This window comes from Achromobacter marplatensis, assembly GCF_002209535.1.
GTDB lineage: Bacteria > Pseudomonadota > Gammaproteobacteria > Burkholderiales > Burkholderiaceae_B > Achromobacter > Achromobacter marplatensis.
This window is the reverse complement of record NZ_NJIG01000003.1, coordinates 406,516-430,990: the sequence shown is the minus strand read 5'-3', so window position 1 is coordinate 430,990 and position 24,475 is coordinate 406,516. Positions and strand designations below refer to the sequence as shown.

The 24,475-nt window shown below is 64.9% G+C and carries 20 protein-coding genes; 17 read left to right on the top strand and 3 right to left on the bottom strand.

Going from position 1 to position 24,475, the window contains the following annotated elements:
- Positions 1-93 precede the first annotated feature (93 nt).
- The 4 genes from CEY09_RS08990 to flhF all read left to right on the top strand — a co-directional run bounded on the left by CEY09_RS08990 (position 94) and on the right by flhF (position 7,870).
- Positions 94-1,641, top strand: coding sequence for a methyl-accepting chemotaxis protein (locus CEY09_RS08990; protein ID WP_377785542.1), 1,548 nt, complete (start codon positions 94-96; stop codon positions 1,639-1,641).
- A gap of 185 nt (positions 1,642-1,826) precedes the next feature.
- On the top strand, positions 1,827-2,981 hold the full coding sequence (gene flhB / locus CEY09_RS08985; protein WP_088588371.1) for a flagellar biosynthesis protein FlhB: 1,155 nt from the start codon (positions 1,827-1,829) through the stop codon (positions 2,979-2,981).
- Between the two features lie 3 nt (positions 2,982-2,984).
- Complete coding sequence (gene flhA / locus CEY09_RS08980) at positions 2,985-5,105, top strand: flagellar biosynthesis protein FlhA (protein WP_088588370.1); 2,121 nt, start codon at positions 2,985-2,987, stop codon at positions 5,103-5,105.
- Positions 5,102-7,870: a flagellar biosynthesis GTPase FlhF gene (gene flhF / locus CEY09_RS08975; protein WP_088588369.1), complete on the top strand. Its 2,769-nt coding sequence runs from the start codon at positions 5,102-5,104 to the stop codon at positions 7,868-7,870. The genes flhA and flhF overlap by 4 nt, the downstream gene beginning before the upstream one ends.
- A gap of 86 nt (positions 7,871-7,956) precedes the next feature.
- Here flhF and CEY09_RS08970 read toward each other — a convergent pair whose 3' ends face one another.
- From CEY09_RS08970 to flgA, 3 genes are all read right to left on the bottom strand, one after another.
- Positions 7,957-8,433, bottom strand: a complete 477-nt coding sequence (locus tag CEY09_RS08970) for a flagella synthesis protein FlgN (RefSeq protein ID WP_006224589.1) — start codon at positions 8,431-8,433, stop codon at positions 7,957-7,959.
- A gap of 38 nt (positions 8,434-8,471) precedes the next feature.
- A complete protein-coding gene (gene flgM / locus CEY09_RS08965) occupies positions 8,472-8,765 on the bottom strand; it encodes a flagellar biosynthesis anti-sigma factor FlgM (RefSeq protein WP_088588368.1) in 294 nt (97 codons plus the stop codon).
- A 127-nt stretch (positions 8,766-8,892) separates the two neighbouring features.
- A complete protein-coding gene (gene flgA, locus CEY09_RS08960) occupies positions 8,893-9,609 on the bottom strand; it encodes a flagellar basal body P-ring formation chaperone FlgA (protein WP_088588546.1) in 717 nt (238 codons plus the stop codon).
- A gap of 177 nt (positions 9,610-9,786) precedes the next feature.
- Here flgA and flgB point away from each other — a divergent pair, with 177 nt between their 5' ends.
- The 13 genes from flgB (at position 9,787) to CEY09_RS08895 (ending at position 24,465) form a co-directional block, all read left to right on the top strand.
- On the top strand, positions 9,787-10,194 hold the full coding sequence (gene flgB / locus CEY09_RS08955) for a flagellar basal body rod protein FlgB (protein WP_006224592.1): 408 nt from the start codon (positions 9,787-9,789) through the stop codon (positions 10,192-10,194).
- Positions 10,195-10,216: 22 nt separating this feature from the next.
- Positions 10,217-10,636, top strand: coding sequence for a flagellar basal body rod protein FlgC (flgC, locus tag CEY09_RS08950; protein WP_006224593.1), 420 nt, complete (start codon positions 10,217-10,219; stop codon positions 10,634-10,636).
- A 20-nt stretch (positions 10,637-10,656) separates the two neighbouring features.
- Positions 10,657-11,355, top strand: a complete 699-nt coding sequence (locus CEY09_RS08945) for a flagellar hook capping FlgD N-terminal domain-containing protein (RefSeq protein WP_006224594.1) — start codon at positions 10,657-10,659, stop codon at positions 11,353-11,355.
- A gap of 71 nt (positions 11,356-11,426) precedes the next feature.
- Entirely contained in the window at positions 11,427-12,896 is a 1,470-nt protein-coding gene (locus CEY09_RS08940) for a flagellar hook-basal body complex protein (protein ID WP_088588367.1), read from the top strand.
- A gap of 38 nt (positions 12,897-12,934) precedes the next feature.
- Entirely contained in the window at positions 12,935-13,696 is a 762-nt protein-coding gene (locus CEY09_RS08935) for a flagellar basal body rod protein FlgF (protein ID WP_006224596.1), read from the top strand.
- A 64-nt stretch (positions 13,697-13,760) separates the two neighbouring features.
- Positions 13,761-14,546, top strand: a complete 786-nt coding sequence (gene flgG, locus CEY09_RS08930) for a flagellar basal-body rod protein FlgG (protein WP_088588366.1) — start codon at positions 13,761-13,763, stop codon at positions 14,544-14,546.
- On the top strand, positions 14,546-15,235 hold the full coding sequence (locus CEY09_RS08925; RefSeq protein WP_088588365.1) for a flagellar basal body L-ring protein FlgH: 690 nt from the start codon (positions 14,546-14,548) through the stop codon (positions 15,233-15,235). The genes flgG and CEY09_RS08925 overlap by 1 nt, the downstream gene beginning before the upstream one ends.
- Positions 15,236-15,237: 2 nt before the next feature.
- Complete coding sequence (locus CEY09_RS08920) at positions 15,238-16,374, top strand: flagellar basal body P-ring protein FlgI (RefSeq protein ID WP_088588364.1); 1,137 nt, start codon at positions 15,238-15,240, stop codon at positions 16,372-16,374.
- Between the two features lie 2 nt (positions 16,375-16,376).
- Complete coding sequence (flgJ, locus tag CEY09_RS08915) at positions 16,377-17,354, top strand: flagellar assembly peptidoglycan hydrolase FlgJ (RefSeq protein WP_088588363.1); 978 nt, start codon at positions 16,377-16,379, stop codon at positions 17,352-17,354.
- A 73-nt stretch (positions 17,355-17,427) separates the two neighbouring features.
- A complete protein-coding gene (gene flgK, locus CEY09_RS08910; RefSeq protein WP_088588362.1) occupies positions 17,428-19,101 on the top strand; it encodes a flagellar hook-associated protein FlgK in 1,674 nt (557 codons plus the stop codon).
- 47 nt (positions 19,102-19,148) lie between these two features.
- Positions 19,149-20,393, top strand: coding sequence for a flagellar hook-associated protein FlgL (gene flgL, locus CEY09_RS08905; protein ID WP_088588361.1), 1,245 nt, complete (start codon positions 19,149-19,151; stop codon positions 20,391-20,393).
- Between the two features lie 141 nt (positions 20,394-20,534).
- Entirely contained in the window at positions 20,535-22,487 is a 1,953-nt protein-coding gene (locus CEY09_RS08900) for a methyl-accepting chemotaxis protein (RefSeq protein ID WP_088588360.1), read from the top strand.
- Between the two features lie 109 nt (positions 22,488-22,596).
- Positions 22,597-24,465, top strand: a complete 1,869-nt coding sequence (locus CEY09_RS08895; protein WP_088588359.1) for a methyl-accepting chemotaxis protein — start codon at positions 22,597-22,599, stop codon at positions 24,463-24,465.
- The last annotated feature ends 10 nt before the right edge of the window (positions 24,466-24,475 follow it).

Sequence of the window (24,475 nt, the reverse complement as noted above, 5' to 3'; positions counted from 1 at the left end):
GGGGCCTTGCAGCAAGAGACACGGCGCGCGCAAAGCGCGCCAGGCAACGGATGCCCATAGAAGGCGATCCGGGCCAGCACAAGGAGGTCCATCTTGGCCAGATCCGTATTCCGCTTGGGCGGCATGTGGGGGTTGTTGCGCCGGCTTAACCGCGGCGACGCCATGCTGTCGGATCGCACGCTGCCGATCAGTCCCGCCGTTTTTCCACTGCATCGCTTTCTGGGGCAGATCCGCCGGCGGATCATGACCGTGCGGCAATCCAGCATTGAAATCGCACTGAACGCGGCCCGCACGCAGTTCCAGGCGGGACGCTGCTCGCTGCTTGCGCAGGAACAGGCGCGGGCGGCCGGCGCGCTGGCCGACAGCGGTACGCAGATCGCCGCGTTGTCCACCTCCACCTCCAGCCATGCCCGCGAGATTGCCCAGGTTTCGGGCCGCAATCTGCACGCGGCCGAGCAGGCCCTGGCGGAGCTGTCTGAGGTGAAGGCCCGCGTGGACCGCATGACGCGCGAGATGGCCGCATTCACCGAGGTCGTGGGGCAGTTGACCGGGCGCGCGCGTTCGGTGGGCGACATCAGCAAGCTGATCAAGGACATTGCCTTGCAGACGCAGTTGCTGGCGTTGAACGCGGGCGTGGAGGCGGCCAGGGCAGGGGACGCCGGCCGCGGTTTCGCGGTGGTGGCCAGCGAGGTCGGCCGGTTGGCCGAACGCGTGAACGCCGCTACCAGCGATATCGGCCGGCACACGGCAGAGATGCTGGACCTGGTGGATACCACCCAGCGGCAGACGGGCACGTTGCGCGACGACGTGGACGCCTCCGGCGTGGTGCTGGACCGCACGTGCGCCGACTTCCAACGTTTCGTGCGGGACTTCGACAGCATGAACCGCCAGGTGGGTGAGGTGGTGCAGGCGATCGGTGACGTCGACGCCACCAACCACGGTATGAGCCAGGAAGTCGGACGCATCGCGGCGCTGAGCGCCGACGTGCTGGAACGTGTGGGCCACATGTCGGGCGAGATCGACCGCATCCGCCGCCAGACCGAAAGCGTGCAGGAAGTGCTGGCTGACATGCGCACCGGCAATACCGCGTTCGACCATTTGTCCGAGGCCGTGGACGACTTCCGGGCTGCGGCCGTCCGCCTGCTGGAAGACGCGCGCCGTCAAGGGGTGGACGTGTTCGACCGGCATTACCAGCGCATCCCCGGCAGTGAGCCGGCGCGCTACCACACCCTGTACGACCGGGCCATCGACGGGCCCCTGACCCGATTGCTGGACAGCGTGCTGGAAGCGGTGCCCGGCGGCATCTACACGATCCTGGTGGATAGCCGGGGTTACGCACCGGCGCACAACAGTCGGTTCTCGCACGCGCCCACGGGCGACGCGGCGATCGATATCGCGCGGGTGCGCCACAAGCGGATTTTCGACGACCCCGTCGGCGCCCGGCTGGCCGCCAATACGGGGTCGATGTTGTTTCAGACCTATTCGCGGGACACCGGTGAAATCGTGAACGACATTTCAATTCCCATTTATTTGGGGCCGGAACACTGGGGCGCCGTGCGCATCGGCCTGGACTACGTGCGCTTCCAGGCCGCGCTGGAAGGCGCGGCGCCACTGCAAGAGGCCGTTTCGGCGGGGCGCTGACCGGGCGCGGGGCCGGCCGCCGCCGGGCAGCCGGTCAGGGGCGGAGCGCCAGGCCCGTTTCGCATCCGGGAATAGCGCCGCTTTCCCCCCGTTTCTTGGGTGATCGCCAAACCCCGGGGCCTCCTAGAATCTCGGCGGGCAGCTCGTAATCCGAAAATCCGCGAGCCGCAACGACACCGCAGAGCATGGCCGAAGAAAGCGACCTCGAAAAATCCGAAGCCGCCTCTCCCAGGCGCCTGGAAAAGGCGCGCGAGGAGGGGCAGATTGCGCGTTCCCGGGAATTGGGCACGTTCATGATGCTGGCCGCCGGTGTCGCGGTGATCTGGATGAGCGGCGGCGCCCTCTACCAGGGCCTGAGCGGCGTATTGCGCAACGGCCTGGCGTTCGATCAGCGCATCGTGACCGACCCCGGCGTGATGGTGGAACAGGCCGTCAGCGGTTTTGGCCACGCGTTGCTGGCGACCCTGCCGGTGTTCGGCGTGCTGGTGGTGGTGGCGGTCCTGTCCAGCGTCCTGCTGGGGGGCATCGTCATTTCGGGCAAGCCGCTGCAGGCGAATTTCTCGAAGCTCAGCCTTTTTGCCGGCCTGAAGCGGATGTTCTCGTCGCAGACCGTGGTGGAATTGATCAAGGCCTTGGCCAAGGCCATGCTGGTGGGCGGCGTGGCCGTCTGGGTCATCTGGCGTTACCACGACGATATGCTCAGCCTGATGCACGTGGCGCCGTCGGCCGCTCTGACCAAGGCGCTGTCGCTGGTGGCGCTGTGCGTCACCTTCATCGTGGCGTCCCTGCTGATCATCGTGATGCTGGACGTGCCGTGGCAGATCTGGAGCCACTTGAAAAAGCTGCGCATGTCCAAGGAAGACGTGCGCCAGGAACACAAGGAAAGCGAAGGCGATCCGCACGTGAAGGCGCGCATCCGCCAGCAGCAGCGCCAGGCGGCGCGGCGCCGGATGATGTCGGAGGTGCCGAAGGCGGACGTCGTGGTGACCAACCCGACGCATTACGCCGTGGCGCTGAAGTACGACGAGGAAAAGAGCGGCGCGCCGCGCGTGATCGCCAAGGGCACGGGGCTGATCGCGGCCAAGATCCGCGAACTGGCCGCCGAGCACCGCGTTCCCACATTGGAGGCGCCGCCGCTGGCGCGCGCATTGCATCAACACGTCGAACTGGGGCAAGAAATCCCGGGCGAGCTATATACCGCGGTGGCGGAAGTGCTGGCGTGGGTCTTCCAGCTGCGTTCGTGGCGCTCGGGATGGGGGGTCGAACCGACCGCTCCGACCCGACTGGCCGTGCCCGCCGCACTGGACCCGCAGGCAAACACCGCAGCACAAGGAGTTTAAGGAATGAGCGCTTTGCTCACCATGTTGAAGAGTAGCGGGGCCGGCCACGCGCGGCTTCTGGCGGGTCCGGTCCTGATCGTGATGGTGCTGGGCATGATGGTGCTGCCCCTGCCCACATTCCTGCTGGACTTGCTGTTCACCTTCAACATCGCGTTGTCCGTGATGATCCTGCTGGTGGCCATGTTCACACGCAAGCCGCTGGATTTTGCCGCGTTCCCGGCCGTCCTGCTGTTCGCGACCCTGCTGCGCCTGTCGCTGAACGTGGCGTCAACCCGCGTCGTGCTGCTCAACGGCCATACCGGCCCGGACGCGGCGGGCAAGGTGATCGAGGCGTTCGGCCACTTCCTCGTGGGCGGCAACTTCGCCGTCGGGATCATCGTGTTCGTGATCCTGACCATCATCAACTTCATCGTCATCACCAAGGGTGCCGGCCGTATCGCCGAAGTGGGCGCGCGCTTCACCCTGGACGCCATGCCCGGCAAGCAGATGGCGATCGACGCCGACCTGAACGCGGGCCTGATCGGCGAAGACGAGGCCCGCCGCCGTCGCGCCGAGGTTTCTCAGGAATCGGACTTCTTCGGCTCGATGGACGGCGCCAGCAAGTTCGTGCGCGGCGACGCCATCGCCGGCCTGCTGATCATGGCGATCAACATCATCGGCGGCCTGATCGTGGGCGTGGCGCAGCACGACATGTCGATGAGCGATTCGGCCCGCGTTTACACGCTGCTGACCATCGGTGACGGCCTGGTTGCGCAGATCCCGGCGCTGGTGATCTCGACCGCCGCTGGTGTGGTCGTGTCCCGCGTGTCGACCGACCAGGACATCGGCCAGCAGATCATCAGCCAGCTGTTCTCGAACCCCGCCGTGCTGTTCCTGACGGCCGGCATCATCGGCATCATGGGCCTGATCCCCAACATGCCGCACATTGCCTTCCTGTCCTTGGCCGGCGCGCTGGGCTGGGGCGGCTGGATGCTGCACAAGCGCCGGCAGAAGGCGGCGCAGGCCGCCGAGCAGATTCCGCCGCAAGCGGTCACGCAGGCCCAGGCCGCGGCTGCGGAGGCGAGTTGGGATGACGTGTCCATGGTCGACCAGCTGGGCCTGGAAGTGGGCTACCGGCTGATTCCGCTGGTGGACCACGCCCAGAATGGCGAACTGCTGCACCGGATCCGCAGCCTGCGCAAGAAGTTCGCGCAGGACGTCGGCTTTCTGCCGCCGGTCGTGCATATCCGCGACAACCTGGAGCTCAAGCCCAACGATTACCGCATCCTGCTGTCGGGCGTGGAAGTGGGGCATGGCGTGGCGATGCCGGGCCAGTGGCTGGCCATCGACCCGGGCGGCGTCACCGTCCAGATCAAGGGCACACCCACGACCGACCCCGCGTTCGGCCTGCCGGCGCTGTGGATCGACGGCGGCCTGCGCGACCAGGCCCAAGTGGCGGGCTATACCGTGGTGGATGCCGGCACGGTGGTGGCGACGCACTTGAACCACTTGATGCACCGCCACGGCTCGAATCTGCTGGGCCGCCAGGAAGTGCAGCAACTGCTGGACCGTATCGGCCGCGATGCGCCCAAGCTGGTCGAGGACCTGGTGCCCAAGACGCTGTCGCTGACCGCGTTGCAGAAGGTGCTGCAGGGCCTGCTGTCCGAAGAAGTGCCGATCCGCGATATGCGGACCATCATCGATACGCTGTCCGAACACGGGCCGCGCCTGGCGGCGCAGGCGGCCGGCTCGGGCGGCCAGCCCGATATCAACGAATTGATCATGCTGACCCGCCGTTCGCTGGGCCGGGCGATCACGCAGCAATGGTTCCCCGGCGAGGGCGAGCTGCGGGTCATCGGCCTGGATGTGAAGCTGGAGCGCGTGTTGTCGCAGGCCATGACCAGCACCGGCGGGTTGGAACCCGGCCTGGCAGATACCTTGCTGCGCGAAACGCAGGCGGCGGTCGAACGCCAGGAATCGCAGGGCAATGCGCCGGTGCTGCTGGTGTCGCCGGTGCTGCGCGCGCCGCTGTCGCGCTTCCTGCGCCACCACCTGCCGCAGCTTGGCGTGTTGTCGAATACTGAAATACCCGATGAGCGCATGGTCCGCGTGACCGCGCTGATCGGCGGGAGCAATGGGCCATGAAGATAAGCCGCTTTTTTGGCGTCAACAGCCGTGAAGTGATGCGCCAGGTGCGCCAGGTGCTGGGGCCGGATGCGCTGATCGTGTCGAACCGCAGCGTGGACGGCGGTGTGGAAGTGCTAGCCACCGTCGAGGGCGCGTTTGACGATGCGGCCACCGAGACGCCGCAACGGGAGGCCGCCCCGTATTCCCCGGCGCCCGCCGAGCGGTCCTATGCAGCTCCCGCTGCTCCCGTCGCGCCTGCCGCCATGCCGCAGACAGGCTATGCCGCGCCGTCCCGGTCGATCGCTGCCTACCAGTCTGCCTTTGCGTCGTCGGCATTGCCGGACGAGGACACGGGCCCTGAAGACGTCGCTGGCGCTACCTCCGCCCCGGCCGTGCCGTATCCGACGGCGCTGCAACCTGCGCCCACACAACCGGCAGCGGTTGCGACGCGGGTGGAGTTGCCCGCATTGCCGCCGGCCCGCCCGATGGCGTCCGCTACCCCGGCGCCTGCTGCTGTGTCCATGCCAGTGTCTGCCGCTGTGCCTACGGCTGCCGCTGCCGCGCCCATGCCTTCGCCTGTCGCCACCACGCCTTCCATGGCCCAGACGCCGGATGCGCCGTTGCGCCAGCCGCCGGCCATGCCTGCCGCCGCGCTGCCGGCAGACACCGCCGCGGGTTTGCAAGATGCCATCAGCGCGTTGCGCGGCGCACTGGAAACCCGCATGGACGGCTTGCTGTGGGGCGGCCGGCCGGGTTCGGGCCGCGAACCCGCCGCCGCCGCGCTGTTCCGCAGTCTCCTGGATGCGGGGTTCAGCACGAAGCTGGTGCGGGCGCTGGTGGACCGGCTGCCGCAGGGCATGACGGCTGACGCCGCCCAGTCCTGGGCACGCAATGAACTGGTGACGCACCTGCCGGTTGTCGCTTCCGAAGACGAATTCCTGGCCGGCGGCGTCTACGCGCTGGTGGGGCCGACCGGCGTGGGCAAGACCACGACGCTGGCCAAATTGGCTGCCCGCTGCGTGGCCCGGGAGGGGCGAGACCAGGTCGCGATGCTGACCACGGACTTGTTCCGGATCGGCGCGCTGGAACAATTGCAGATCTATGGCCGCCTCATGGGCGTGCCGGCGCACTCGGTGCGCGATGCGGCCGAGTTGCGCCGCATCCTGGCTGAATTGGGCAACCGCAAGATCGTGCTGATCGATACCACCGGCATCAGCCAGCGTGACCGCCTGGTCGCCGAGCAGGCTGCCATGCTGTGCAACGCCGGCAAGCCGGTGCGGCGCCTGCTGGTGCTGAACGCCGCCAGCCAGGGCGACACCCTGGACGAAGTGGCGCATGCCTACCGCAACGGCGTGGGCGAGGACGTGGCCGGGTGCATCATCACCAAGCTGGATGAGGCTACACGGTTGGGTGCCGCGCTGGACACGGCGATCCGCCATCGGCTGCCGATCCACTACATGTCCGTTGGGCAGAAAGTGCCGGAGCACATGGAGCTTGCGCGCGCCGACATGCTGATTGACCGCGCCTTCGCGATGGTGGAGCGTGCCCGCGCGCTGTACACGCCCAGCGAAGCAGATCTGGCGTCGTTGGCGCCGGCCGCCCGCGAGGCCGACGCGGTGGACCCTGCGCGCCGCCGCCAGTTGCTGGCGTCCGCGATCCTGCGTCCGCAGGGCGGGTCGGCGTCTATCGCGGCCGCGCAGAATCTTGACGATACGATCGCCATGCTGGACAGCGATCCGGCGTGCGCGCAGGCGCGAGCGTCGTGGCGCGAGTACGTCGGCGACGGGGCGGGCGCAAGCCTGGCCGCGCTGGGCGATGAGCCGTTGGCGATGGTGCGGCGCGAATTCTCGGCCACCTGCCACCGCCACCTGCTGGCCGTGCATGGCAAGACCACCATGAAGGGCGAAGGCTTGCCTGGGGGAACGCTGTTGGGCGCGTTGCTGATGAGCGACCGTGGCGCCGCCCTGGCCGCGCCCGCGCAGCAGCTGGCGCTGGCGCATGGCATGTTGACGTCGTTTGCGCCTGCCGCGCCGGGCCAGCCGGATGCGGCCCTGGCGCTGGAGGCCCGCGTGCGCTGGCTGGGCGAACAATTGCCACGCCTGCCGCTGGTGCACTTGCTGGAGGCGGGCACGTCCGGCCTGTGGCAGTCCTTGACCGGGCAGGGCGCATCGTGGGTGGCGCGTTGCCCCGGCGGCATGCGGGTGATCCAGGACGAATGCCCCACCAATCTGAATGCAGTCGGCAAGAGCGTGGGTTATCTGCCGGTGGGCCAGCCGGGCGACATGCCCGGCCTGTTGACCGAAAAGGCCGGCAAACGGGTGCCGCTTGCGCTATGGGCGTCGGGCACCGAAGTCTCCTTGTCGGGCAAGAACAGCGACGGCGCAGCGATGCGCCTGGTGTGCGCGCGGCTGATCGATACCGAAAGCGGCGAGATCGCCGCGCAGCTGTTCGGTTTGACGAACTTGCCGGCGTCCCAGGCCGATGCGGCCACCGTGGCACGCTGGCTGGTGCTGCAGGATGAGGCGCGCGCCGGGTTCCGCTATATGGCCAATGCCTGGCAGGCGTTGCCGGCGGTGGATGGCGCGCATACCTTGGCGCGGCAATCCTTGATGGCGGGACAGCTGGGCGCGGCGTGCTGGCAGATGGCGCACTCGCCGTCCGCCGATGTGGTGCGGGGGCCGTTGTCGGGCATTGTGGGTTCGGAGCGCAAGCTGTCGGGTCGGATGTTGCCCGTGGCGATCCTGAAGATGTTCGCGATGCTGGAAATGACCGGCGGCGCCTGATCCCAAGGCGGGTCCGCACCAAGCGAAAGGCGGCGCATTGCGCCGCCCTTTTTTTTCGCCGAAGCGAAGAAGCCCCGAATGGGCGGTCAGCCCGCCACGATGGGCTTGCGGCCTGGGGCACCGCGCGCTCCACGGCCCTGAGCGTCGTACGTGGTGGCGACGCCCACACCGTTGATGTTGCGCAGCGCGTCCAGCGACTGCTGGGTATAGCGCAGGTGTACGTCGATCAGCGCACCATTGCGCATATTGATTTCGTTGGCCGAGGCCGACTTGGTCAGCAGCGCTTGCCAAATCTCGGACAGCTGCGGGTGCAGCACGGCGGCTTGTTCGGTGCCGGCATGCCCGACGGGCAGGCCGATTTCGGACAGCAGGCCGTTCCGGGTGTCGCTCAGGTCGACCAGTTGTTGAGCAATGCGCCCCTTGCGTTCGGTGATGGCCTGCAGCGCGCCGACGTTCCCCGGGCCCACCAGCACTTCGGTCTCTTCTTCCAGAATGGTCGAGAACTCGGAGATCAGGGCATCTTCCTGCCGCATGCAGGACTGGAGGGAATCGACGGGGTTCATGATCGTGCTTCGAAGGCGGGAGGGCGGTGAACGGGGAATTACTTCAGCAGATCGCGCGCGCTGGCGATCAGGCTGTCGGCAATCTTGCCGGTGTCGATCTTCAACTGGCCTGAAGCAATCGCGGCGCGAATGGCGGCCACGCGCTCGACGTTGATGTCGTTCGAGCCGTCTTGCAGGGCCAACATCTTGCGCGACGCCGAGCTCAGCGCCACTTGCGAGCTGCTGGAGCCGCCGCCATTGCTGGCGCCGTACGCCTGCGCAACCGCGGAATCCGGGCGTTGGGCAACGGCGTCGGCAGAAATGGGCCGGTTGGTGGTCGAATTGATTTTCAAGGTTTTCTCCGCAGGGCGTCCTGGGTCGGTTTGCGACGGATCCGCCTACTTATGTCTCTGTAACGGCAGGGCCGGAACGAACTTTAGGGCAGGCCGTCGCCTGGCGCAGCGCGATTTGTAACATTACCTACAGTTGTATTTCAACCAGCCCCGCATTCTTGACCACCCCGCTGACCACCTGGCCGCTGGCCGTGCGTACCTGGACCATCGCGCCGGGCGCGGCGTTGTCCAGCGCCTGGCCTTCGCTGCTGACCACGAATCCGTTGCCGCGCGCATTGATCCGGACATTGGATCCGCGGAGGACGGAATGGGCGTTGCGCAACGACGATCCGCGCACCGGTTGCCCGGCATTGATCCGGAATGCCGCTGTCATGCCGACGACGGTCTGGGGGTCAGTGATAGCGCCGGGCGGAAGCGACACCAGATCGCCATCCCGGGGGGAAAGATCGTCCGGCGTCAATGCCTGGCCGGCCGAGATCATCCGCGATGCGACGTAGTAGTAGCCGGGGACGCTCACGGTCGCCTGCACGTAAGTCGTCCAGGGCTTGGGCGCATTGCAGCGCACGCCGACGGTCATGCGCGACCGCAGCTTCATACCCGGCGGCATAAATGGGGACATGGCGTCGCAGGGCGCCAGACGCTCGGCGCGCGGCGGGTCGATGGAGACGGCGGGTTGTCCAGGCAGTCCGGCCAATTGGTCCAGCAGATAACTTTGTGCCGCGACGGCAATCGCTTCGGGCGCCTGGCTGGCGGCGTCCTGCGCCAGGGCCTTCCCGGAGGAGGCCAGGGCCAGGGCGACCAGGCAGCCGGCGCGCGCGCGGAGATGTCGTGCGGAGATTTTCATGATGGATGAATTGTAGGAGTCCGGGCCGTTCGGCAATACGGGAATTGGATGAGAAATGGCGGGTTATTTGGCTGATTGTGTTTTGCCGCCGGCCCCTATGATGCCGTCATCCAATGGGATAACGGTGCGTCCGAAGTCCCTTGCTCTATCCGTATTGCAACGCATGAAGGCGCCACGATGCTAGACAGGCTTAACGAAGATTTCCGGTTCTACCAGCAGGCCTTGGGACTGCGCGCGCAGCGCCAGGAAGTGCTGTCGTCGAACATCGCCAATGCCGACACGCCCAACTACAAAGCCCGCGACTTTGACTTTAAGGCCGCGATGCAGACCGCGATGGAAGGCACCATGCGCCTGCCGGATACGTCGCTGGCGCTGACCTCGGCCCGCCACATCCCGGCCAAAGCCGTGTCCCAGGGGCCGACCGAGCTGCTGTACCGCCTGCCGTACCAGCCCAGCATGGACGGCAACACGGTAGACATGGACATCGAGCGCGTGCAGTTCGCCGACAACACGTTGCATTACCAAAGCACGATGCAGATGATCTCCGGTCGTATCCGGACCATGCAGACGGCTATTCAGGATTGATTCATAAAGGGAGCGACAGGCAATGTCCTTGTTGAGCATTTTCGATATCGCCGGTTCGGCGCTCAGCGCGCAATCGCAGCGCATGAACGTGTCGGCCAGCAACATGGCCAACGCCGACAGCGTGGTGGGTCCGGACGGCCAGCCGTATCGCGCCCGTCAGGTCGTGTTCCAGGTCAACCCGGCTGCTGGTCAGGCGCTGGGGCAGGAGATCGGCGGCGTCCGGGTGGCTGGCGTCATCCAGGATCCGTCGCCCCTCAAGCAGGTCTATGACCCCAAGCATCCGCTGGCCGACGCCCAGGGCTACATCAGCATGCCCAACGTCGACCCGGTGGCCGAAACGGTCAACATGATCGCGGCATCGCGGTCCTACCAGGCGAACGTCGAGGTCCTCAACACCGCCAAGGCATTGATGCAGAAGACGCTGACCATCGGCCAATCCTAATTTCCTGACAGAGTGAATCCATGACCACCGTCGACCAGAACACCAGCACCACCGGCCTGGGCCTCGCGCAAAGCGGCGCCAACGGCTCCAGCACGGCGCAGGGCTTGCAGGACCAGTTCCTGAAGCTGCTGGTGACCCAGCTGCAGAACCAGGATCCGCTGAACCCCATGCAGAACGCCGAGCTGACCTCGCAGCTGGCGCAGATCTCCACGGTGGAAGGCATCAACAACCTGAAGAACACCATGCTGGCCATCAGCGGCCAGATCGACGTGTCGCAGTCGATGAACGCTGTGGCAATGATCGGCAAGGGCGTGCTGATCCCCGGCACCAAGGTCAAGGTCGGCGTGGATGGCGACAACGCCGCCGAACGCGTGGTTACCCCTTACGGCCTGGATCTGCAAGGCGACGCACAGAAGGTGCAGGTCCGCATTTCGGACTCGAACGGCGCGGTCGTGCGCACCATCGAAATGGGCGAACAGAAGACCGGCGTCTACACGCTGAACTGGGACGGCAAGAACGACAGCGGCGTGGCGCTGGATGCGGGCGCGTACACCGTGTCCGTGCTGGCGACCGACGGCGATGGCAAGAAGGTGAATGCGGAAGTGCTGAGCTACGGCCAGGTCAAGAGCGTGGCGTATTCCACCAACGGCTTGCGTCTGGATCTGGGCCTGGATGGCCAGACCAGCATGCTGGACGTGCGTAAGGTAATCGGCGCCTGAACCGGGCGGATTTGAATCGGCGCCGGCGCATGCGCGGCGGCTTCACTAGATAAAGATTAGCGAGAGAAAACATGGGCTTCGGACAAGGATTGAGCGGCTTGAACGCCGCATCGCAGAACCTGGACGTGATCGGCAACAACATCGCCAACTCGGGCACCGTCGGCTTCAAGTCGTCGACCGCGTCGTTTGCCGACGTGTACGCCAGCTCGCGCGTGGGCCTGGGCGTCAAGGTGTCGGCGATCACGCAGCGCTTCACGGTGGGTACGGTGCAGGGCGGCGGCGGCGAATACGACATCGCCATCGACGGCGCGAAGGGCATGTTCCGCGTGACCGACCAGAGCGGCGCGGTGATGTACACCCGCAACGGCGAATTCCTGGTCGACAAGAATAATTTCATCGTGAATGCGCAGGGCTACCGCATGACGGGCTACCCGGCCGGCGCGATCGGTGCGAATCCCGTTGAACTGCAGTTGCCCACCGCCAACGTCGCGCCCAAGGCGACCAGCACGGGCACGACTGTTGCCAACCTGGATGCGAATGCGAAGGTAATCTACACCGTCGATACTGAAACGGACCCGGGCACAGTTGGAAAGGCGAATCTGGGCGGGACTGTCTATTCTTTCCGTCGCGCCGCAAACGGCGATGCGGTTTTCGACATCGCGCCCGTTCCTGCCGACGGCGCTTATCCCAATGCCGCTGGTACTGGCAACATCACGATCACGGGTGGTCGAACCAACGAGGACTTGAGCGGGATGGCTGACTATGTCGCCTACGTCGCTCCGACGATCGAAATCGGTAAACCTTTCGATCCGACGATTTCCGGCAGCTACACCAACGCGTCGCCCATGACGGTGTTCGACTCGCTGGGAAATTCGCACCAGGTGATGCAGTATTTCGTGAAGCGTCCCGCAGATGCGGGGACGAGTGTCTATGACGTCTACTACACGATGGACGGCAAAGCGATGACGCCGACATCTGAAGCCAGCGGCGTGTGGACAAGCACGACCAAATTCACGTTCAATAACGCGGGTGCGTTAACCAGCGCCCCTGTCGTGAACTTGCAGTTCGAGCAACCGGGTGGTACGACGACTCCTGCGAATCCGCTGAATATTGCGATGGATTACACCGGCACCACTCAGTACGGCAGCAATTACAAGCTGGTGGCCAAGCCCGATGGCTACACGTCCGGCGAATTCAGCGGCATCAACATCAGCGGCGACGGCAGCCTGGTGGCTCGCTACACCAACGGCGAAACCCAAGTCGTCGGCACGATCGTGCTGGCCGACTTCTCCAACCTGCAAGGGTTGCAGCCGGTGGGCAACAACGCCTGGACCGAAACGGCCGCGTCCGGCCAGCCGATCCTGGGCCAGCCTGGCACCAACGGGCTGTCCAAGGTCGTGGGCCAGGCGACGGAAGCGTCCAACGTCGACATGAGCAAAGAGCTGGTCAACATGATCATCGCCCAGCGCACCTATCAGGCTAACTCGCAAACCATCAAGACCCAGGACGAAATCATGCAAGTCCTGATGAACCTGAAGTAAAGCCTGACAGGCTTGCGACGACACCGACGGAATAGGCAATGGACAGAATCATCTACACCGCCATGAATGGCGCAGCGCGTATCACTGAGCATCAGGCGGCGCTCGCCAACAACATGGCCAACGTGAACACGACGGGATTCCGCGAGCAGATCGCGCTGTACCGGTCGGTTCCGATGACGGACGGAGTGAGTCTGCCTACGCGCGTTTCGACGGTGGCGTCCACGCCCGGCAACAGCTTCCAGATGGGCACGATGCAGACCACGGGCCGCGACCTGGACGTGGCGCTGGCCAGCGAAAACGGCTGGATCGCAGTGCAGACCCCGCAGGGCGAAGCTTATACCCGCGGCGGCAGCCTGCAGGTCGGCATCAATGGCCTGCTGCAGACCTCGCTGGGCCAGCCGGTACTGTCCGATCAGGGCGGCCCCATCGACGTGCCGGACCAGGCCGCGCTGACGATCACTTCCGACGGCACGATCACGGCCATCGGCGCCGGCGACGGTCCCAACAACATCCTGAACCTGGGTCGCATCAAGCTGGCGAACCCGAACAACGCGCAGTTGGTGCATGGCGATGACGGCGTCTTCCGCCTGGCGCCGGTCAACGGCCAGCCGGCGCCGCCCGCGCCCGCCGACCCCGGCCTGCGCGTGTTGTCCGGCGTGCTGGAAGGCAGCAACACGAATCCCATGAAGGTGATGGTGGGCATGATCGAAAACGCGCGTCGCTTCGAGCAGCAGATGCAGGTGATCCAGCAGTCGGACCGCAACGCGGAACGCGCCAACGGGATTCTGTCCGTCGGTTGATCCCGCGGCCTGATTTAAACAATTTTCGCGCGCGGCCAAGCCGCGGCACCAGGAGTACTTCATCATGATGCGTTCGTTGTGGATTGCAAAAACGGGCCTGGAAGGTCAACAGACCTCCATGGACGTCATTTCCAACAACTTGGCCAACGTTTCCACCAACGGGTTCAAGCGCGGCCGCGCCGTGTTCCAGGACCTGATGTACCAGACGCTGCGCCAGCCCGGCGCCCAGGTGGGCGACGCCACGCAACTGCCGTCCGGCCTGCAATTGGGTACGGGCGCGCGCGTGGCCGCCACCGAGCGCATCCACACGGAAGGCAACCTGAACAATACCGGCAGCGAAATGGACATCGCCATCAACGGCCGAGGTTTCTTGCAAGTCGAACTGCCTGACGGCACCCAGGGCTACACCCGCGACGGCGCGCTGCAACGCGACCAGAACGGCCAGTTGACGACCGTCAGCGGCTACGTGATTCAGCCGCCGATGAACGTGCCCGACAACGCGCTGTCGATCTCCATCGGCAAGGACGGCATCGTTTCGGTGACGCAGCCCGGCGCCGCTGGCGTGAACGTGCAGATCGGCCAATTGCAGATCGCCACTTTCATCAACCCCACCGGCCTGCAAAGCATCGGCGAGAACCTGTACCTGGAAACCGACGCGTCGGGTCCGGCCAATCTGCTGCAGCCAGGTGTGGACGGCGCAGGTTCGATCATGCAGAACTACGTCGAAACGTCCAACGTGAACGTTGCCGAAGAACTGGTCAATATGATCACCACGCAACGCGCCTATGAAATGAACAGCAAGGCCGTCAAGACCTCTGACGAGATGCTGGCCCGCCTGTCCCAACTGTGATGCCCATGTCTGTCCTGCGTCTGGTATTCGCTGCGTCGCTGGCTATGCTGGCGGCCGGTTGCGCCATGATTCCGCCCGAGCCCATCGTGACCGGGCCGACCACGGCCGCACCGCCGCCGCCGCCGATGCCCATGGCGCAGCCCACGGGCTCCATCTATCAGCCGACCACGTACGGCAATTATCCCTTGTTCGAGGACCGCCGGCCGCGCAACGTGGGCGACATCGTCACCATCGTGCTGAACGAGCGGACGAATGCCTCCAAGAACGTCGCGACCAATACCAACCGCACGGGGTCGACCTCGCTGGGCATCGCTGCCGCGCCGTCCTTCATGGACAGTTGGGCGGGTGCAAACCTGAATACCGACGCCAAGGGCGGCAACGTCTCGCAGGGCAAGGGCGACAGCACGGCCAACAATGCCTTTACCGGCACCATCACCACGACGGTCGTGGGCGTGATGTCCAACGGCAACCTGCAAGTGGCGGGCGAAAAGCAGATCGCCATCAACCGCGGCAGCGAATACGTCCGCTTCGCAGGCGTGGTGGATCCGCGTTCCATCACTGGCACGAACACCGTGTCGTCCACCCAGGTGGCCGACGCCCGCATCGAGTACCGCAGCAAGGGCGTCATGGACGAAGTCCAGACCATGGGCTGGCTGCAACGCTTCTTCCTGATCGCTTCGCCGTTCTGACCATGACACAACCGACTCCGATATCCGCCTTGCTGTCCCTGTTCGTCCGCGTCTGCGTGGCGGTCGGACTGGTCGCTGGCGCCGGCGCGGCGCAGGCCGAACGGCTCAAGGACCTGGCGACGATCCAGGGCGTGCGGGGCAACCAGCTGATCGGCTACGGTCTCGTCGTGGGTTTGGACGGCAGCGGCGACCAGGTGCGGCAGACCCCGTTCACGCAGCAAAGCCTGACAAACATGCTGTCGCAATTGGGCATTACCGTGCCCGCCGGCAGCAACATGCAGTTGAAGAACGTGGCGGCGGTCATGGTCACGACTACCTTGCCCGCGTTCGCCCGGCCCGGCCAGACGCTGGACGTGGTGGTGTCTTCGATGGGCAATGCCAAGAGCCTGCGCGGCGGGACCTTGCTGATGACGCCCATGAAGGGCGCGGACAGCCAGGTCTACGCCATCGCCCAGGGCAACATCCTGGTGGGCGGGGCCGGCGCTTCCGCGGGCGGTTCCAGCGTGCAGATCAACCAGTTGAACGGCGGTCGCATCAGCGCGGGTGCCATTGTCGAGCGCGGCGTGCCCACCACGTTCTCGCGCGACGGCTACATCCATGTGGAGCTGAACAATACCGACTTCGGCACGGCGCAGAACGTGGCGACGGCACTGAACAAGAAGTTCGGCCAAGGCACGGCGACCGCGCTGGACGGGCGCGTGGTGCAGGTGCGCACGCCGATGGAGCAGGCTTCTCAGGCGCGTTTCCTATCGCTGGTCGAAGATCTGCAGGTAGCTCGCGCGCCGACCGTGGCCAAGGTCATCATCAATGCGCGCACCGGCTCGGTCGTCATGAACCGCACGGTCATGATCGAAGAGGCTGCGGTGGCACACGGCAACCTGTCGGTCATCATCAACCGCCAGAATCAGGTGTCGCAGCCGGATACGCCTTTCACGGAAGGCCAGACGGTGGTGGTGCCCAACACCCAGATCGAAGTGCGCCAGGACAATGGCTCGCTGCAGCGCGTGAGCACCAGCGCCAATCTGGCTGACGTGGTCAAGGGCCTGAACGCCCTGGGCGCGACGCCGCAGGATCTGCTGGCCATTCTTCAGGCCATGAAGACCGCTGGCGCCTTGCGCGCCGAACTGGAAATCATCTGACGATGGCTGTCTCAAACGACGCGTCCCGGGGCGCCGCCCGGCAAGACTCGGTCTTCGACATGGGTCGCCTGTCGGACCTGAAGCGGGACGTCAAGAAAGACCCCGAAGGCACCGAACAGCAGAAGCAGGTCGCCAAGCAGTTCGAGGCCTTGTTCCTGCAGATGATGGTCAAGCGCATGCGCGAGGCGACGCCCAAGGAAGGGCTATTCGACTCGCAGCAGACGCAGATGCTGCAATCCATGGCCGACGAGCAGTTGGCGCTGCACCTGGCGACGCCTGGCATCGGGCTGTCGCAGTCGATCCTGGCGCAGATGCAGCAGGGCAAGCCGGCCGACGTGTCCGATGACGCCGTGCGTGCGATCGGGCAGGGGGCCGACCTGGATTTCCGCACCGGCGGTTCTCGGGAAGTGTCGGCGTTGCTGAACGTGATGCGCAACAACCGCGCCAGCGACCGCGCGCTGGCCGCCGCCGAGGGCGCGCCGGAGCACGTCGTGGACTTCGTGTCGAAGATGTCGCGCGCAGCCAATCTGGCGTCGCAGCAAAGCGGCGTGCCCGCGCGCCTGATCATGGGCCAGGCGGCCCTGGAGTCCGGCTGGGGCCAACGCGAAATCAAGCACCCCGATGGCAGCACGAGCTACAACCTGTTCGGCATCAAGGCGGGCGCTAGCTGGAAGGGCAAGGTCGTCAATGTGCTGACCACGGAATACGAAGACGGCGTCGCGAAAAAGGTGACGCAACCCTTCCGCGCTTATGCGTCGTACGAGGAATCGTTCGCGGACTACGCCCGCCTGATCGGCAACAGCCCGCGTTACGAGGCCGTCACCCAGGCACGCAACGAGGTTGACGCGGCGCGCAAGATCCAGGACGCGGGCTATGCGACCGACCCGCGCTATGCGCAGAAGCTGATTGGCATCATGGGCCAGCTCAGAGGGGCGGCCACGCAGGTGGAAAATTCTCGCCAGATGTTGGAAGGACTCTAAATTTTGATGATCTCCTGCCGTTAATGGAGTATCCAGAGATAACAGCTGCGGTTACACACGGGGCATTGTCAGCATGAATTTGTATAAAACGGCATTGGGCGGGCTGAACGCCGCACAGGCGGGTTTGGCCACCACCAGCCACAATATCAACAATGCCACCACGGTCGGCTACAACCGTCAGCGCGTCATGACGTCCACCGCGGGCGCGCAAGCCACCAGCAACGGATACATCGGCCGCGGCGTCCAGGTCGACACCGTCGTGCGCAGCTACGACAGCTTCTTGTACAAGCAGCTGGTCGGCGCGCAGGGCAGCGGTGCGCAACTGCAGGCTCAACTGGATCAGGTTTCGCAGGTCAATAACCTGTTTGCCGACCGCACGGTTGGGATCGCCCCAGGCCTGACCAACTTTTTCACCAGCATGAACGCGGTGGCCAGCAAGCCCGCCGACCCGGCCGCGCGGCAGGATTTGCTGGGCAAGGCGAACAGTCTGGCCACGCAGATCCGTTCCGCCTACACGGAAATGCAGAATCAGCGCGAAGGCTTGAACACGCAGATCACGTCCACGGTCGAGCAGGTCAACAGCTATCTGACCCGTATCGATGATCTGAATACGCAGATTTCGCTGGCGACCGGCAAGGCCGGTAATGGCCCCCCCAATGATCTGCTGGACCAGCGTGATCTGGCGGTGGCTGAACTGAACCAGCTCGTGGGCATCACCACGTACGAGCAAGGCGACAAGATCAATATCTCGTTGGCAAAGGGCGGCCAGGCGTTGCTGTCCGGCACCACGATTTATCCGCTGCAAGCCGTCCCGTCGACCAAGGACGCCGGCCGCACGGTCCTGGCCTACACGTTGCCGGCAGGCGCCGGCAAGACCGTATCCGTCGAGTTGGCCGACAGCGAAGTCACCGGCGGCAAGCTGGGTGGCCTGTTGCAGTTCCGCTCGTCCTCGCTGGACGTCATGCAGGCCCAACTGGGCCAGATGGCGGTTGGCCTGGCGATGTCGTTCAACGAACAGCACAAACAGGGCCTGGACCAGAACGGCAATCCGGGCACGGACTTCTTCAGCGTCGCGTCGCCGGAAGGTGTGCCGAATACGCAGAACAAGAGCAACGCGCAGATTTCGGGCCAATTCACGAACCTGTCCAACATCAACGCGAAAGATTACGAAATCTCGTTTGACGGCACGAACTATCAGGTCGTGCGCATGCCGGAGGGCTCTCAGGTCTACAACGGCCCGGCTACCGGCACGCCGCCCAATGCGACGTTGAACATGGAAAGCGAGATGGGTGTGACGCTGACAATCAGCGCACCGCCCCAGGCGGGCGATAAATGGTCGCTGTCGCCCACGCGCAACGCCGCGCGCGACATCGATGTCCTCATCAAAGACCCGGAGCGCATCGCCGCAGCGGACGCTGAAGGCGGTGACGCCAACGGCAAGAACGCGCTGAAGCTGGCGCAGTTGCAGACCGCCAAGGTGCTGGGCCACGGCACGATGAGTACCACTGACATGTTCGCGCAGGTCGTGAACACCGTGGGTGTGCAGACGGCGCAGGCCAAGTCGGCTGCCACGGCGCAGGCCAATCTGATCAAGCAGACCGCGGCGGCCCAGCAATCGGTGTCGGGCGTCAACCTGAACGAAGAATACGTGAGCCTGTCGCTGTATCAGGAGCAGTACCAGGCCAGCGCCCGCATCATCGATGTGGCGAGCACCGTTTTTGACACGCTGTTGGGCCTGCGTGGCTGATCAGACCGTTGAATTGTGATGACTAAAAAGCATTTCGGAGTTGCACCATGCGCCTGAGCACCACGATGATGTACACGAACGGCCTGAGCGGCGTGCTCTCTCAGGAATCGGACATGAACCGCTTGGTCGAGCAAGTCGGCAGCGGTAAAAAGTACCTGACGCCTGCGGATGATCCTCTGTCGGCATCGCTCGCCATCGGCGTGGCGCAAACGCAGAGCATCAATTCGACGTACGCGATGAACCGCCAGACGGCCAATACGAACCTCGGCCAGGAAAGTAACACGCTGGATTCCATCAAGAACGCCTTGCAGGAAGCGCGCACGCGTGTGATCCAGGCAGGCGGCGTGATGTCCGACAGCGATCGCCAGACCTTGTCGACGGCGCTCAAGAGCACGCGCGAAGCCCTGATGGGCTTGGCCAATACGACGGACGGCAGCGGCCAGTACCTGTTCTCGGGTAATGACGGTAGCGTCATGCCCTACACCAAGGACGCGTCCGGCAAGATCCAGTACAGCGGCTCCGTGGGCGAACGCACCGTTCAGGTCGACCAAAGCCGCCAGCTGTCGACCAGCGATCTGGGCGTGGACATTTTCGGCCGCGCCAACCCGGGTTCTCAGGCATATGTCGCGTCGACGCCCGCCGCTAATACCGGCACTGCGCAGTTCAGTGCCGTGTCGGTCACCCCGGGCAGCGGAAATCTGGATAAGAACTTTTCCGTGACTTTCGAGGCTGATGCAACGGGCGCGATCGGCTTTCGCGTCACGACGACGGACGCCAACGGCGGCAATCCGGTCACGGTGCCGGATGTTTCGCAGCCTGCGACTGCGTACGCCTCAGGAACTGCAATCGACTTCGGTGGCGTTTCGGTGGTAGTCACGGGTGAACCCAAGGCGGGGGACGTCATCAAGGTCGAAAACGTGCAGTCCACCGACATGGACGTCTTCTCGACCCTGGATAACCTGATCTCGGCATTGGATGCGCCGAGCAGCGGCGATCCGGCGGCTACCGCGCATTTGAACAACGCGCTGGCCACCGCCAACAAAAAATTGTCGAACAGCTACGACAACGTGCTGACCGTGACCGCTTCGGTGGGCGCCCGCATGAACGAGCTGGAAGCGCTGGATGCCACCGGTACGAAGAAGGGCCTGACCTACGCCAAGTCCCTGTCCGACCTGGAAGATCTGGACTACTACGCCGGCGCCAGCCAGCTTGCGTTGCGCCAAGTGGCGCTGCAAGCCGCTTCGGCGGCATTCATGACCATTCAGGGGTCCAGCCTGTTCAGCCGCAAGTAACGCGGCGGGACCCCAAAAAGCGCACGGATCGCGTGCGGAGATTTGCGCCCTTACGGACGCTTCTGGCCAAAGGCCGGGGCGTCCGTGGTTGCGTGCAGGGTAGGTAGTGTCGTTTCACGTTGCTTAACGCTCGGATATTTCATGCTTGTCAATTTGAAAGTTCGCACCTGTATCGTTCTGGTGCTGTTGCTCTTCACGGGCGCCATGTTCATATCCAATGGCGTGGCCTGGATGGGGTTGAATTCCAGCAACAATAAGCTGGAGCAGGTCAACGACGCCTATTCCAATCAGGGTACGCAGCTCAACCGCGCCAACGCCGCCTTGCTACGTGGCCGGTTGCTGTTGGCGACCTCGCTGATGGACATGCAGCAAGGCAAGACCGAACAGGCCAATGACCAGACCAAGCGCGCCGACGTCCTCATGCAGGAAGGCGCCAAGTGGCTCGATGAGTTCCGCAAGGCGCCGCGCATGGACGGTTCCGAGGCGCTGATGGCCAAGCTTGAAGCGGCCTACAAGCAGTTCGATGACGTTTACAAACGCCAAGCCGCAGCACTGTCCAAGATGGCAGTGCAGGACTACCTGGATCTGAATGATGCGGGCAGCGCCGCCAACACGGCCTTCCGCGAAGCCGTGAATGCAGTATTGGAGTTCCTGGACAAGCGTACCGACGAACTGGTGGTTCAGGCTGAAGTCGACCACAACATCTCGCGCACTGTGACCATCGCGTTGCTGGCGATCGCGCTGGTCCTGGCCCTGGGTTGCTGGGTGTTCATCAACCGCACCGTCCTGCGTCCGCTGCATCAGGCGGGAGACCACTTCGACAAGATCGCGGGCGGCGACTTCACCGGCCGGATCGAAGTGCGCAGCACCAACGAGATCGGACAATTGTTCGGCGCCATCAAACGCATGCAGGAAAGCCTGACGCGCACGGTGGCGATGGTGCGTCGTGGCGTGGACGAGATCAATGTGGGCTCGCGCGAGATTTCCGCAGGCAACACGGACCTGTCCAGCCGTACCGAACAGCAGGCAGCGTCGCTTGAAGAGACGGCCGCCTCGATGGAGCAATTGGCTTCCACAGTGAAGCAGAATGCGGACAACGCGCGCCAGGCGAACCAGCTGGCGGCAAGCGCCTCGCACGTGGCCGAGCGCGGCGGTTCGGCGGTGGCTGAAGTGGTCAACACGATGCAGGGTATTTCCGCCAGCTCGCGCAAGATCTCCGAAATCGTGTCCGTCATCGACGGCATTGCGTTCCAGACCAACATCCTGGCCCTGAACGCCGCGGTGGAAGCCGCGCGTGCGGGCGAACAAGGCAAGGGTTTTGCGGTGGTGGCAGGCGAAGTACGCTCGTTGGCACAGCGTAGCGCCCAGGCGGCCAAGGAAATCAAGGGCCTGATCGAAGACTCGGTCACCAAGGTGGGCGCGGGTTCGCAGCAGGTGGAGCGCGCAGGCGCGACGATGCAAGAGATCGTGTCCTCGGTCAAGCGCGTGACGGACATCATGGGCGAGATCTCGGCGGCGTCCGAAGAGCAGTCCAGTGGCATCGACCAGGTCAACCGTGCCGTGTCGCAGATGGACGAGGTAACGCAGCAGAACGCTGCCTTGGTGGAAGAAGCGGCCGCTGCCGCAGGCTCGCTGCAGGAACAAGCCCAGCGTCTGGCCGAAGCGGTTGCGGTATTCAAGATCAACGCGGGCGAAGTGATTGAAGTGCCGGCGCATCGGTTGGCACAACAGCCGGATGCGCCGCGTATGCCGGCACCGCGCGCGCAGGCTCCGACGTCCCGACCGGCGGCACCTGCAGCCCGCTTGGCCAAACCGGCCGCGGCGCCCGCGCAGAACGCTGCACAAACTGTTTCGCAGGCGCCTCAGGCCCCACAGGCTGAAGCTGAAGCCGATGCGGGCGAAGCGCAGGCTCCAAAGCCCGCGCCTCGCAAGACACAAGTGGCCCGTCCCAAACCCGCGGCCTCGGCCGCCACGGTGGCGCGTCCCTTGCGCCGCCCGGCCACTCGCGCGGACAGCGCCACGGATGCCGCGCCAGCGGCGTCCGCCGCCAGCCGCAGGCCTCCACCCGCGGATGATGATTGGGAGTCCTTCTGACGGGTCGACCCGCTCAGTGCATTGAACAGGCAGTAGCACACGCATTACCCCCCTTTACGGTCCGGTGGCCACAGCGCGCCGCCGGGACGACTACCGGAACTATCGGAAAATGTTCAGCAATCTGAAGGTGCGCACGGGCTTGATGCTCGCTCAGTTGGCAGTTGCCCTGGCCGCACTGGTTGCCATTGCCCTGGGCTGGAACAGCATGCGTTCCAGCGCCGACACGATCAACGCCCTGGACTCTTTGAGCGTCCAGCAAAGCAACCTGATCAAGGACGCCTACACGCAGATGCTGCGCGCGACCATACGCGCCGACATCACCGCGGCGCAGCGCGCGGCGGGCGACGCCAACGGCGCGGCTGAAAACTCGCGGACGGTGCAGCAATTGATCGCCGACGCCAAGAAGAAGATGGAAAGCTTCAAGGCGATTCCCAAGGTGACGGCGCTTGGCAAGGCCGCCGAGGGCGACCTGCTGACGTCGTTCAATACCTTCTCCGAAGCGTTGCAGTCCATGATGGGCGCGCTGGACAAGGGTGATTCGGCCGCGTATCTGTCTTTGAAGAACACCAAGGCGGGCGCGGCCAGCGGCGCGTTCTCCAAGCAGTTGACCGAATTCGCCAATGACATCAACGCCTTCAGCGAACAGCAGGTCCTGTCCGCGCGCAGCCAGACTTCGACGATGGCCTTTGTGTATCTTGCGCTGGCCGCGCTGATCCTGGTGGTGTCGCTGGGCGCGTTCCTGTTCATGAACCGCGTGATCCTGCGTCCGTTGCGCACGGTCAGCGACAGCTTCGACAAGATCGCTGGCGGTGATCTGACGGTGCGGGTCGATGTCAATTCGTCCAACGAGATCGGCCAGTTGATGGCGGCGGTCAAACGCATGCAGGAAAGCCTGGCGCGCACGGTGTCGACGGTGCGCCGCGGCGTGGACGAGATCAACGTGGGCTCGCGCGAGATTTCCGCGGGCAACACGGACCTGTCCAGCCGTACCGAACAGCAAGCGGCGTCGCTTGAAGAGACGGCGGCTTCGATGGAGCAACTTGCCTCCACGGTGAAGCAGAACGCGGACAACGCACGCCAGGCGAACCAATTGGCAGCCAGCGCGTCGGACGTGGCCGAGCGCGGCGGTTCGGCGGTGTCTGAAGTGGTCAGCACGATGCAGGGCATTTCCGCCAGCTCGCGCAAGATCTCCGAAATCGTCTCCGTCATCGACGGCATTGCATTCCAGACCAACATCCTGGCGTTGAACGCCGCAGTGGAAGCTGCACGTGCGGGCGAGCAGGGCAAGGGTTTTGCGGTGGTGGCGGGCGAAGTGCGCTCGCTGGCGCAGCGCAGCGCCCAGGCGGCCAAGGAAATCAAGGGCCTGATTGAAGACTCCGTCACGAAGGTGGGCGCGGGCTCGCAGCAAGTGGAACGCGCCGGCGCGACGATGCAAGAGATCGTGGCCTCGGTCAAGCGCGTGACGGACATCATGGGCGAGATCTCGGCGGCGTCCGACGAGCAGTCCAGCGGCATCGACCAGGTCAACCGCGCCGTGTCGCAGATGGACGAAGTGACGCAGCAGAACGCGGCCCTGGTGGAAGAGGCAGCTGCTGCCGCGGGCTCCCTGCAGGATCAGGCCGAGCGTCTGGCGCAGGCCGTGGCCGTGTTCAAGATCAATGCGGGTGAAGTGATTGAAGTGCCGGCCCGCCAACTGGCGCAGCAGCGGCCCGCTCCGCGCGTCGCCGCTCGCGTGTCGGCGCCTGCCACGGAGGCACCCGAAGCGCCGGCCGTCGAGGCATCCGCCAAACCGGCGCCTGCCGCACGCCTGACGCATGCGGCGCGCGCCAAGCCGGCGGCAGCCGCCGAGGGTGCCACGGCGGCGCGTCCGCTGCGCCGTCCTGCGCCGCGCGCGGCAACGGCTGCCAACGACGCCAAGCCGGCGCCGGCCGCAAGCCGCCGCCAGGCGCCGTCGGACGACGATTGGGAATCTTTCTGATACCGGCGTT